Genomic DNA, 11,895 nt, shown 5'->3' on the forward strand with positions numbered 1-11,895 from the left:
GTGAGGAGAGGAACTGTATGAGTGAAAGTAAAAATCTATTTACACTAATTCCAAAAGTAGATGAATTACTAGAATATGATAGTATAAATCAACTATTAGATATTATGCCAAGAAAATTGGTGATAGATTCAATAAGGGAAGAAATAGATCTTATTAGGAAGGATATTAAAAACAAAAGACTAGATGAAAAAGGAATAAATGAGAGAAATAAGATTTTATCAAAACTGATAATTAAAAGAGCTAATAAGAAAAACTCTTATAAGTTGAAAAGGGTAATAAATGGTACTGGAGTAGTAATCCATACTAATATTGGCCGTTCTCTAATTCATGAGGAAATTATGGATAATGTAGCTGAAATTGCAACTAACTATTCAAATCTAGAATACGATTTAGAGGAAGGTATTAGAGGTTCTAGATATAGTCATTTAGAGGACATAGTTGTTGAAATAACCGGTGGAGAAGCTGCTATGGTGGTAAACAACAATGCTGCTGCAGTATTGTTAGTATTAAGTACTCTAGCTAAAGACAGAGAGGTCATAGTATCTAGAGGGGAACTAATAGAAATTGGCGGCTCCTTTAGGATTCCCGATGTAATGGAGCAAAGTGGTGCCAATTTGGTATCCGTAGGAACTACAAACAAAACCCATCTTTGGGACTATGAGAATGCTATCAATGAAGAAACAGCTGTGTTGCTAAAAGTACACACTAGCAATTACAGAATATTAGGTTTTACCTCCTCTATATCATCGGAAGAATTGTATACTTTAAAACAAAAATATGATATTCCATTGGTAGAAGATTTAGGTAGTGGAGTATTAATCGACCTATCAAAATATGGCTTAGAATATGAGCCCACAGTACAGGATTCCATTAAGAATGGGGTAGATGTAGTAACCTTTAGTGGCGATAAGCTATTAGGCGGGCCTCAAGCTGGAATTATAGTTGGAAAAAGAGAATACATTGAGGCTATGAAAAGGAACCCATTGACCAGAGCTTTTAGGATAGACAAATTTACTATATCAGCTTTAGAAGCTACTCTTAGACTTTATTTAGATGAAAAAAATGCAGTAGAAAAAATACCTACACTACAGATGTTGACCATAGATATAGAAAAATTGGAAAATAAAGCAAATATACTATATAATCTACTTATGGAGTCTATTGATTATGAAGACTTAATAATAAACATAGTAGATGATTATTCAGAAGTAGGGGGAGGTTCTTTACCGCTGGAGAGAATTCCAACTAAGTGTATAAGTCTAAAGTTAAATAAATCAAGCCTATCTGAGTTTGAAAAGCATTTGAGAGAATATGAGATTCCTATAATTACTAGAGTATATAAAGATACCATATTTATCGATCTAAGAACAGTAAAAGAAAAAGAGTTCCATATAGTAGTAGATGGCATATCCTATGCTTTAAAGGAACTAGAAGGAGTGCATTAGATGAAACATGTCATAATTGGAACAGCAGGTCATATTGACCATGGAAAGACGACCTTAATAAGAGCTTTGACTGGCAGGAATACTGATAGACTAAAAGAAGAGCAAAAGAGAGGCATATCCATAGAGTTAGGATTTACTTATTTTGATCTACCTAGTGGGAAAAGAGCAGGCATTATAGATGTGCCTGGTCATGAAAAATTTATAAAGAATATGCTTGCAGGGGTAATGGGTATAGATATAGTATTACTAGTGGTAGCAGCTGATGAAGGAGTAATGCCCCAAACTAGTGAACATTTAGCCATATTAAATCTACTTGGTATAGAAAAAGGGTTCGTAGTAATCACCAAATCGGATTTAGTTGACGAAGAATGGTTAGAATTGGTTAAGGAAGATGTAACTGATGAGATAAGGGGTACCTTTTTAGAGGGTGCTCCTATTATACCTGTATCTTCCACTAAAGGTACGGGCATTGAAGAGGTAATCGAATTGATTGATGAGCTAACGTTGAAGTTGGAGGATAGGGAAGTAGATGACATGCCTAGATTGCCAGTAGATAGGGTGTTTTCGATTTCTGGTTTTGGTACTATAGTGACTGGTACTTTACTTTCAGGGAAACTCAATACTGGAGATGAGATACAGGTTTTCCCAGGAAATAAGATTGGCAGAATTCGGTCCTTACAAGTTCACGATGAGGATACCTCTACAGCTTATGCCGGCCAGAGAGTCGCTATTAATATTGCAGGTCTTAAAAAGGATGAGATAGACAGGGGGGATGTGGTAGCCCCTGTAGATTCTATGAGAGAAACATTGATGTTAGATGTAAAGGTAAAATTGATTAAAGGTATAGAACGATCAATAGAAAACAGGACACGTCTCCGTATATATATAGGAGCAAAAGAAGCCCTATGTCGCATTATTCTACTGGATAAGGATGTTTTAAACCCAGGAGAGGAAGCTTACGCACAACTAAGATTAGAAGAGGAAATAGTTGCAAAAAGAGGAGATAGGTTCATCATTAGATTTTATTCCCCTATGTTTACTATAGGAGGAGGCCAGGTATTGGAACCAAATCCTAGTAAGAAGAAGCGATTTGATGAAGAAGCCATAGAAGAGCTTCGGATAAAAGAGGAAGGAGAGTCCATTGATATTATTGAAAAGATAATATTGGATAAAAGCCAATCCTTCCCTACTGTGAAGGAAATCTCTACCTTTACTGCCATGCTAGAGGAAAAGGTTATGGAAGATGTAGAAAAGTTGGTCCAGGATAGGAAAGTAATAGTGTTTAATCTGACTAAAGACTTTCACTTAATTCATGTAAAATATTTTAACCGATTGAAAGATGATATATTAGGGGAGCTAAAATCCTTCCATAAAAAATATCCCCTTAGGCGTGGCATGTCCAAAGAGGAAATACGAAGTAAGTATTTAAAAAATGCTAAAGCAAAGGTAGGAGACCGGCTTATAGACCTACTAATAGAAGAAGGTTATGTAGAGCAGCATATGGAGAGTGTTTCCATAAGGGGCTTTGAAATTAAATATAATGAGGTACAATTAACTATAAAAGAAGAATTGATTGAGAACTATATACAGAATAAATTTTCACCACCTAAAAAAGATGAATTATACAGTATAACAAAGGGAGAAAAAGGTGAAATAGATCAGGTTTTAAACTCTCTTATTAGTAATGGAGATATAATTAGATTAGATGAGGAAATATATCTGCATAAATCAACCTATGAAGAAGCTTTAAAAATACTAAAAGCATATATAGATGAAAATGATTCTATTACTGTTGCTGAGTATAGAGACGTATTAGGCACCAATAGAAAAGTTGCTTTAAGGCTCCTAGAGCATTTTGATCAATTAAAGATAACCAAAAGAGATGGGGATAAAAGAACTCTTTTTTGAGATATAGGGCATTCCCTTGTTTTGGAGTGATATTATGGAAACAAGAATAATCGTTATAAATAGAGACAGATCTTTTGTAAAGGGTTTAAAATATAGCTTAGAACAAGATGATTATCAGGTGGAGGCTGCTTTCTCCATAAAAGAAGCTATAGAAAAGGTCAAAAAAAGGGATTATGAATTGGTAATCCTAGATATATTATTGCCTGATGGTAATGGACTAAGTTTATGTCAAACTATCAGGAAACATTCCCATGTACCAATAATAGTATTAACAGAAAAGAAAGAGGATATATCCAAAATATTGGCATTAGAATACGGTGCTGATGACTATGTAACCAAACCATTTAACATTTTGGAATTAAAAGCAAGGATTAAGGCAATACTTAGAAGGGTAAATATGATAACCCCTCAAATTGATAATCAAATCGTTAAAATAGATGATTTTGTCATCAACCCATTAGGTAGGAAACTAACTTTAAATGGAGAAAGCATAAATTTAACGGGCAAGGAATTTGACCTATTTTATATATTAATATCCAATCCAGGAAAGGTATTCACTAGGGAGGAGCTATTGGAGACTGTCTGGGGATATGAATATTTTGGTGACTTGAGGACGGTAGATGTTCATATTAGGAGGCTTAGGGAAAAAATAGAAAAGGATTCGGGTAATACTCAGTATATCCATACCAAATGGGGTGTAGGTTATTATTTTAGAAACAAGAGGGAAAGGGCAACTTCGGATTAGGGAAATATTTGTTGAGTGTATTCGACAGGAAAGGAAATACTTCTTGATATTTGTATAAAAATACTGTATAATAACATTTGTTGTTAACAAGGGAGTAGATGGGTGCTGGTGTGCCCTCTGGTCTTCAAAACCAGCGCGAGGGGTTAGGAGCCTCTTGGGTGAGTTCGATTCTCACATCCTCCCGCCATAGAGAATTAGCCACCTTGGTGGCTTTTTTTGTTTTTGAAAACATAAATTTTAAATAAATAATTTGCAAACTATTGAGTTTGTTATGCAAATTGTCTCCTAAAATTGCCTTGTATTTAAATATATAATATTAGATAAAATAAATAGGAACAAATATATTTAAAAGATAACTATATTATACGAGGTGATTATATGACAAAAGGACCACTGGATCCTAATGCCATTGAGGCATTAAATGAAATGAAATTGGAAATTGCTAAAGAATTAGGTATATCTGAAGATTTTATGAATAATAACAATGTAAATCCAGCTACTAATATATTTACCGCTGGACCTGTAGGGGGTCTTATGACAAGAAGATTGGTAGAGATGGGAGAAAAACAGCTAATAGATGAGGAATAGGATAGGGTTGCCTATCCTATTCTATTGACTACAATAATTGAGGATTGTCAAAAAGTTAAAGCATAATGCTTTTTTAATTTTTCATGATATAATATAGTAGGTGTCACTCTTTAAAAGGGGGATTTCATATGAATAAAACTAATATAATGGTATGCGTGACTCAGCAAAAAACTTGTGAAAGGCTTATTTTGAACGGTTATAAACTAGCGGAAGCTACAAAAGGTAAATTATATGTAATACATGTAGTAAATGAAAAAGAGAAGTTTTTAGACAATGTAGATGATGGAGAAGCTCTAGAATACCTGTTTGGAGTATCGAAAAAGGTGGGAGCTGATCTAACTGTACTTAGATCAAAGGATATAACAAAAGCTATGATCGATTTTGCAAAGGATAATCAAATTACTCATATTGTCATGGGCACCCCACCAAATGTTGGAAATGCCAAAAGCCCTGACCTTGGACTAAAATTGCAGAATGCATTACCTAATGTAGAATTCATAAAATTATAAATTTTAAACTTATTCATTTTTCTCTATGAAAAAGAACTCATCTAGGAGTTCTTTTTCATCTCTATGCACATAATAATCCTAAAGGAATAAATTATATTATATAGTCTTTTAAGGAGGTTTTCACATGGCGAAAATTAGGCGAATGTTCCCAGGTGGAAATACAGCTGAAGGTTTTTATTCTTTTCATGACAATATAATAGATTCAAATAGAAATATGTTATATGTATTAAAAGGTATGCCAGGTGGAGGCAAATCTTCTTTAATGAAGTATATAGGAGAAAGGATGACAAAGGAAGGTTATGATATAGAATATCATCATTGCCCATCAGATCCTGAATCCATTGATGGTATAGTGATTGTCCCACTAAATATAGCTATAGTAGATGGTACCTTCCCTCATGTAATAGATCCTACTTATCCAGGCTTAATAGATAAACTAGTGGATTTAGGAAAGTTTATAGATGAAGAAGTGCTAATAGAATATAAAGATGAAATCATGAAAGCTAAAGCCAATAATAAATCTGCCTATAGAAAAGCCTTTACTTATTTTAGAGCTGCAAAAACTGTTTATGAAGAGATAGTAGAGCATAACAAAGCCGCTGTAGATTTTAAGCATCTAAATAAACTGACTAAAAGATTAATGGATGATATTTTTTCTAAAGACACAGATAAAGATATTACATCTTTCTATAAAAGGCATTTATTTTCTAGCGCTAATACACCAGATGGATTTGTGGACTATACTCCTACAATACTAGAACATATTTCAAACATCTATTATATTGAAGGAGAAATTGGTACGGGTAAGTCTACACTCATGAATAGAATTATAGAGGAAGCTACGATTAGAGATTACTATATGGAAATATACCATAATTCTACTATTCCAGACAAGATCGAATCCATATTTATTCCAGATTTAGAAGTTCTTATAACTTCAAATAGACATGGAGTAGAATTCTCCCATAAGAAGATAGACTTAAATCAGTATTTTGATGAAAGTGTAAAAGACGAAGAAGATTATCGAATATATAATCTATTGATTGAAAATGCCATCAAAAAACTTTCATCAGCTAGAAAGAATCATGATATACTAGAAAAATGTTACAGGCCAGCTATAGACTACGATGGAGTAGATATGGTTACAGAAGAGATATTAGAGGAAATATTAGCTCATTAAAACGAGATTCTTCACTATCGCTTAGAATGACAAACGAAATATCATTTTGAGAAATAGCTGAAGAATCTCCATTTTTTATTATATAGTATTTAATATTTTTTCATAGAATTTTTCAAGAACTAAATCCAATTCATCTTTAGTACAAGCTCCTTGAACCGTCTGGGAACTACCCCCACCTTTAATATTAATCTCTTTTGCTATTTCCTTATGGATAATCTTCATATTGATATTCAAATTGGTACTACGACTAACAATAAAGTTGGATTGTTTTTTGTTATGGACTCCAAATATAAGGATATAGTTTTCTAAAGAATTTAGATAAGATACCATACTGTTTATCTCCCTAAACTCCATATCATCATATTTATAGCATATGAAGTTTACCCCCTTTATCAAACGAGCTTTTTTAAGCAGTTCTTGAGCCTTATATTCATATAGTTCCTCTCTAAGAATTCTATTTTCTTTTTTTAGGGATTCTTTTTGGGAGTATAGATTGATCACTCTATCGTAAACATCCTTATCCTTAGTAGATAGTAGGTTGCCAATCTCCCTAATATATCTATTTTTCCAGGTATAATCCAATAATGCCCTATTACCACATACGAACTCAACTCGAATATTCCCTTTATAATTTTCTACTTTTCTTATCTTTATCAACCCTATTTCTCCAGTATTTCTCAGATGGGTTCCACAACAAGGAGAAAAATCAATGCCATCTATTTCTACAATGCGTATATTAGAATTGACTATTGGATCTTTCCTCACCGGAATTTTGTCCATATCCCCTTTTTCAATAATATATGATTTTATTTGAAAATTGGAAAAGATTATTTTGTTAACAAACTCCTCTACTTTATCTATTTCTACTTCACTAATGCTTGGAATATCAACATCAATGTATACATATTCTTTGCCTATATAAAAGCCTACCGTTTCTCCATTGTACAATTTATAAAAAGCAGAAGATAGTAGATGTTGACCAGAGTGCTGTTGCATATAATCAAATCTATTTTCCCAGTCTATAGACAGTTGAGCCTTATCACTATGTACATTATCTTTTACAACATGGATTATGTCGTGACCTTCTTCATAAGTATCCAGCACTTCAACACCATTAATAGTACCCTTGTCCCCTGGTTGGCCTCCAGCTAAATTAGGATAAAAAATGGTCTTATTAGTCTTAATATAATATTTATTATTTACATACTTTTTATCAACTATTCTGGCATCAATTTGCCGTAGATATGGGTTTTCCAAATATACTTTTTCTGTCATATTATACCACCTATTCCTTTCTACTATTAATACTATTTTATCATCTTTAAAAGAAAGTCAACAACATTTATTTTTGATTGCTAAAATTTGTGTTATAATCGATTTATGGAAATAGTATTAAAATTGAAAGTATAGAAGGGAATTAGACATGGATAAGCAATCACTAGGTAGCATGTTTGTGTTATTAGGCATGATATTGGTAATATGGTCTTTAAACCGGATTAATGGAAATAAATAGAGGAGTAACAGTATGAAAAGACCCTTTGTATATTTTACTGCTTCTTTGCTATTAGGAATTGTTTTTTCCTATTATTTAGAAGTAAGTACCCTATTCATCTTAATTCTATTGACATTGTCTCTGTTGTATAGTGTATTTAGAATAAAAGTAAATACATCTTTGAGGTTTAGTTTACTTCTATCTTTCTTCTTAATGGGGATCCTATTGACTAATTTTAAAGCTGGTAGCAGCCAACTATTAGGGTATAAGGATACCTTAGTAGAAGTAACTGCTATCGTGAAGGATGTTAAAAGTATAACAGAGGAGGAAAGTAGGTATATCGTTATGGCTACAAACATTAGCCATAATGGAATAGATAAGGATGTATCTGAAAAAGTCCAAATGAAGGTCCTTGGAGAAAGAAGGCTATCCCTTGGAGATGAAGTGCTATTTAGAGCAAAATTGAAGGAACCAATATCCAACACTAATCCTAGACTATATAATCCAAAACTGAATTTACTAACGGAAAGTATTCATGTTACTGCTACAATCAAAGACTATTCTATTGTCCATGTGGTAAAGGGGAAGCTAAACCCAATTGATAAAGTTAAAGTAAAATTTATAGAGAAAACAGAAAAAGCATTTGACGAATACTTAACAGATAGAAATAGCTCCTTGATGAAATCTGTCATCTTGGGAAAGAGCTCTTATTTAGATCAGAGTGATATAGAAAGGTTTAGACAGTTGGGGTTGGCTCACATATTAGCTGTTTCAGGATTACATGTAGGTTTGATTAGTGGCATATTGGTAGGATTGTTTGCTTATATGGGAATAGGCAGAAGGATAAATATAAGTACCACCATAATACTTATATGGCTATATGCCTATATAATAGGAAATCCACCATCAGTAATAAGGGCTAACATAATGTTTACATTACTATTGATATCTAGGATAGAAGGGGAAGCCTATGATCCCATAAATACGCTATTTTTTGCAGCTTTTATAATGTTAATCATAAATCCTTTTTGGGCTTTTAATATTGGATTTCAATTATCTTTTATTGCTACTTTTTCCATACTATATTTAACACCTAAGTTTAGATGGATATTTTACCCGAGCAATAGTCAGTGGATTAAATCTTTAACAGCAATTTTAGCTGTACAGATAGGATTATTACCTGTACAAGCCTATTACTTTAATAGGATATCTATTATAGGTATAATAGCTAATTTATTAATAGTACCTTTGTTTTCTATATGTTTAATCTTAGGTTTCTTTCTGTTACCTTCTTCCTACTTGATAAGGCCTATAGCCTATTCTATTGGGGTAATCATTAATTATCTTTTGAATATTCAATTTTATACTATGGATATTTTTAGTCACTTGCCATATATTGTTCTAAAGGTACCTTCCCCATCTATTATGGGCATACTATGTTATTATCTTGTACTGTTTATAGCTATAGGTACTATAAAAGTCGAAAATTTAAATAAGGGACTACATAAGACCATAATATTTTATCTTCTACTGGTAATATCCATAAATTCCATACACATATACTTAGACCAAAGTATAGATATTAAATTTATAGACGTAGGACAAGGAGATAGCATATTGATATCAACCCAAAATGGAGACTATCTAATAGATACAGGAGGAAATTTATATGGAAGTTTTGATATAGGCCAGAACATCCTTTTGCCATATTTAGAAAAAGAGGGTATATTTAGATTAAATGGAGTATTTATCACTCATTACGATGCAGATCACTGCAAAAGCTTGCCCCTTTTATTGGACAATATGAAGATAGACAAAATATACATAGGTTATGAAAGATGGGATAATAAATTATATGAAGAGATTAACAATAAAGCTAAGGGAAAAGGTGTTCCAATAATACTGCTAAAAAGAGGGGATAAATTAAAACTAGACAAAAATACTCATGTGGTGGTAAAGGGTCCTCATGAGGAGATACTAAAAAGTCCTAGGATTAGTGATAATGATCTATCCTTAGTTTTGTTGATGAATTATTGTGATAAAAGTATTTTATTTACAGGGGATATAGAGGCTAAGGGAGAAGGTTCGTTAGTAGATAATATAGATTCTAAGGCATATTTTCTGAAAGTACCTCACCATGGAAGCAAAACTTCTTCATCTATTGAGTTTTTAGATAAAGTTGATCCTCACATAGCCTTTATATCTGTTGGTAGAAATAATGGATTTGGTCACCCTCACGAAGAGGTAATTAAGGGATATAGAAATAGGTATATTCAAATATTCAGAACTGATGAATCAGGTCTTATAACTTTAAATCTTAACGGGGGAAAATATCAAATCTATCCTTTCCTAAGAGATAAATTGAGTATAATATATATAGTCAAGGATTTTAACCTGTGGATATGTTCTATAATACTATACTTTATAATTTCATATATACTGATTAAGAGCTATACAATACTTGAAAAGGAGATGGAAACCGTTGAACTATAAGGAATTAATTAAAAAGGCTAAGGCAAAGGATTTAAAGTCAGTTTATCTACTCTATGGAGAGGAGCCCTATTTAATCGATTACACATTGAATACTCTTAAAAAAATATATATAGATGAAGCCTTTGAGCCCTTAAACTATATGGTATTATGTGGTAAGAATGCGGATTTTGAAACCATATTAAATGCGTGCGAAACCTTACCTTTTATGTCGGATAAAAAGATAATAATCATAGAGGATCACCCTCTATTTAAAACAAAAAAGGAATCTAATTCTGAGATAGCAGGGTTAGATACTGATGATTATAAAGATAAATTGATAAACTATCTAGATAGTCTTGAAGAACATCTATGCCTATTTTTTGTTGAAAAAAATAGTAGCATTAGGAAGTCGAATCCATTATATAAGAAAATTGCAAAAGTAGGAGATGTTATTGAATTCAAAAAATTGAGGGGACAGGATTTAAACCATTGGGTAGAAGATAGCTTTAAAAAATACAAGAAGAAAATATCTAGATCCGATATAAATTATTTTATTGCCCATTCCTCCTATTTTGATTCCAATCAGGAAAAGACTTTATACGATTTGGAGAATGAGATAATTAAAATTTCTAATTATTTATCGGAAGATAAACACGTAAATAAAGTTACCTTGGACTTACTCATGGCAAAACCGTTGGAGATGAATGTATTCAATCTTTTAAATAGCATAAGTCAAAAAGACGGAGAAAGAGCTATGATATTATTTAATGAAATGTATATGTCGAATCAACCAGTTCTATTTATATTACATATGATTATAAGACAGCTTAGAAATATGCTCAATTATAAGGTATTGAAGACTAAGGGTTACACTGAAGGGGATATATATGAAAAGATTAAACTATCCAAATATGAGTATCAAAAGGTATCTAATCAAAGCAATAATTTTACTATTTCTCAGTTGGAGAAAGCCTTATTCCATTGTCTAGAAACGGATAAAAAGATTAAATTAGGTCTTCTAGAGGATGATAGATTGGCATTGGAAATATTGATAACTAATTTATGCTTTAAAATATAATTATTAAACAAAAAAACTTCGGTATTGCCGAAGTTTTATACTATACAGCTGTATTTAATTTCTTTGTTAAATGACTGATCTTTCTTGAAGCAGCATTTTTATGAATTATATTTTTGTGAGTTGCTTTCTTCAATTTTTTATCTATAATTTTAAGTAATTCCCTAGCTTCTTCAACATTTCCATTTTCTATAGCCGTATCAAATTTTCTAATATATGTTTTTATTTCTGATTTTCTACTTTTATTTATGGCTGTTCTCTTTTCAGTGGTACGAATTCTTTTCTTTGCAGATTTAATATTTGCCAACCCTCTCACCTCCCTAATGTTAACAACAGATATTTTACCATGAAGATGAATAAATTGCAAGGATTATTAAAATTATTATGTAGTTATTCTATGATAATGTCATATTAAATTTATTCTGATAAAATGTCAGTATGAGAAAGGAAATATATAATATGACTCAAAAAGAAATAAATA

General features: G+C 31.9%; 10 protein-coding genes and 1 tRNA gene. 9 read left to right on the plus strand and 2 right to left on the minus strand.

The features are described 5' to 3' along the window. The first annotated feature begins 17 nt into the window (after positions 1–17). The 7 genes from selA (at position 18) to C3E88_RS06200 (ending at position 6,375) form a co-directional block, all read left to right on the plus strand. The gene (gene selA / locus C3E88_RS06170) at positions 18–1,445 is read left to right on the plus strand and encodes an L-seryl-tRNA(Sec) selenium transferase (protein ID WP_236909292.1); all 1,428 of its coding nucleotides are present in this window, start codon (positions 18–20) and stop codon (positions 1,443–1,445) included. Beyond that, the gene (gene selB, locus C3E88_RS06175; protein ID WP_236909293.1) at positions 1,446–3,353 is read left to right on the plus strand and encodes a selenocysteine-specific translation elongation factor; all 1,908 of its coding nucleotides are present in this window, start codon (positions 1,446–1,448) and stop codon (positions 3,351–3,353) included. It begins immediately after the preceding gene. A gap of 34 nt (positions 3,354–3,387) precedes the next feature. Beyond that, positions 3,388–4,098 (plus strand): response regulator transcription factor, encoded by a 711-nt coding sequence (locus tag C3E88_RS06180; RefSeq protein WP_236909294.1) that lies wholly within the window; start codon positions 3,388–3,390, stop codon positions 4,096–4,098. Positions 4,099–4,188: 90 nt separating this feature from the next. Continuing rightward, a tRNA-Sec gene (locus C3E88_RS06185) sits at positions 4,189–4,285 on the plus strand. A gap of 191 nt (positions 4,286–4,476) precedes the next feature. Next, on the plus strand, positions 4,477–4,686 hold the full coding sequence (locus C3E88_RS06190) for an alpha/beta-type small acid-soluble spore protein (RefSeq protein ID WP_236909295.1): 210 nt from the start codon (positions 4,477–4,479) through the stop codon (positions 4,684–4,686). A 128-nt stretch (positions 4,687–4,814) separates the two neighbouring features. Then, entirely contained in the window at positions 4,815–5,195 is a 381-nt protein-coding gene (locus tag C3E88_RS06195; protein ID WP_236909296.1) for a universal stress protein, read from the plus strand. Positions 5,196–5,319: 124 nt separating this feature from the next. Beyond that, entirely contained in the window at positions 5,320–6,375 is a 1,056-nt protein-coding gene (locus C3E88_RS06200; RefSeq protein ID WP_236909297.1) for an ATPase, read from the plus strand. Between the two features lie 78 nt (positions 6,376–6,453). Here the strand turns inward: C3E88_RS06200 and C3E88_RS06205 are convergent, their stop codons facing one another. Further along, entirely contained in the window at positions 6,454–7,650 is a 1,197-nt protein-coding gene (locus C3E88_RS06205; protein ID WP_236909298.1) for an alanyl-tRNA editing protein, read from the minus strand. A gap of 250 nt (positions 7,651–7,900) precedes the next feature. Between C3E88_RS06205 and C3E88_RS06210 the strand changes: the two genes are divergently transcribed. Together C3E88_RS06210 and holA are read left to right on the plus strand one after the other, a co-directional pair. Next, the gene (locus C3E88_RS06210; RefSeq protein ID WP_236909299.1) at positions 7,901–10,360 is read left to right on the plus strand and encodes a DNA internalization-related competence protein ComEC/Rec2; all 2,460 of its coding nucleotides are present in this window, start codon (positions 7,901–7,903) and stop codon (positions 10,358–10,360) included. After that, entirely contained in the window at positions 10,350–11,417 is a 1,068-nt protein-coding gene (holA, locus tag C3E88_RS06215) for a DNA polymerase III subunit delta (protein WP_236909300.1), read from the plus strand. Before C3E88_RS06210 ends, holA begins: the two co-directional genes overlap by 11 nt. Before the next feature lie 40 nt (positions 11,418–11,457). On the opposite strand, the gene rpsT is transcribed toward holA, so the two are convergent. Further along, on the minus strand, positions 11,458–11,721 hold the full coding sequence (rpsT, locus tag C3E88_RS06220; protein ID WP_236909301.1) for a 30S ribosomal protein S20: 264 nt from the start codon (positions 11,719–11,721) through the stop codon (positions 11,458–11,460). Positions 11,722–11,895 lie beyond the last annotated feature (174 nt).

The organism is Clostridium sp. Cult3 (assembly GCF_021655115.1).
Taxonomy (GTDB): Bacteria; Bacillota; Clostridia; order Tissierellales; family Tepidimicrobiaceae; genus PPXY01.

What these genes read in the sequence shown, in the direction of transcription:
- C3E88_RS06205 (WP_236909298.1), bottom strand. Translation starts at nt 7,650, where the DNA reads ATGACAGAAAAAGTATATTTGGAAAACCCATATCTACGGCAAATTGAT.
- C3E88_RS06200 (WP_236909297.1), top strand. Translation starts at nt 5,320, where the DNA reads ATGGCGAAAATTAGGCGAATGTTCCCAGGTGGAAATACAGCTGAAGGT.
- C3E88_RS06180 (WP_236909294.1), top strand. Translation starts at nt 3,388, where the DNA reads ATGGAAACAAGAATAATCGTTATAAATAGAGACAGATCTTTTGTAAAG.
- selB (WP_236909293.1), top strand. Translation starts at nt 1,446, where the DNA reads ATGAAACATGTCATAATTGGAACAGCAGGTCATATTGACCATGGAAAG.
- C3E88_RS06190 (WP_236909295.1), top strand. Translation starts at nt 4,477, where the DNA reads ATGACAAAAGGACCACTGGATCCTAATGCCATTGAGGCATTAAATGAA.
- C3E88_RS06195 (WP_236909296.1), top strand. Translation starts at nt 4,815, where the DNA reads ATGAATAAAACTAATATAATGGTATGCGTGACTCAGCAAAAAACTTGT.
- selA (WP_236909292.1), top strand. Translation starts at nt 18, where the DNA reads ATGAGTGAAAGTAAAAATCTATTTACACTAATTCCAAAAGTAGATGAA.
- C3E88_RS06210 (WP_236909299.1), top strand. Translation starts at nt 7,901, where the DNA reads ATGAAAAGACCCTTTGTATATTTTACTGCTTCTTTGCTATTAGGAATT.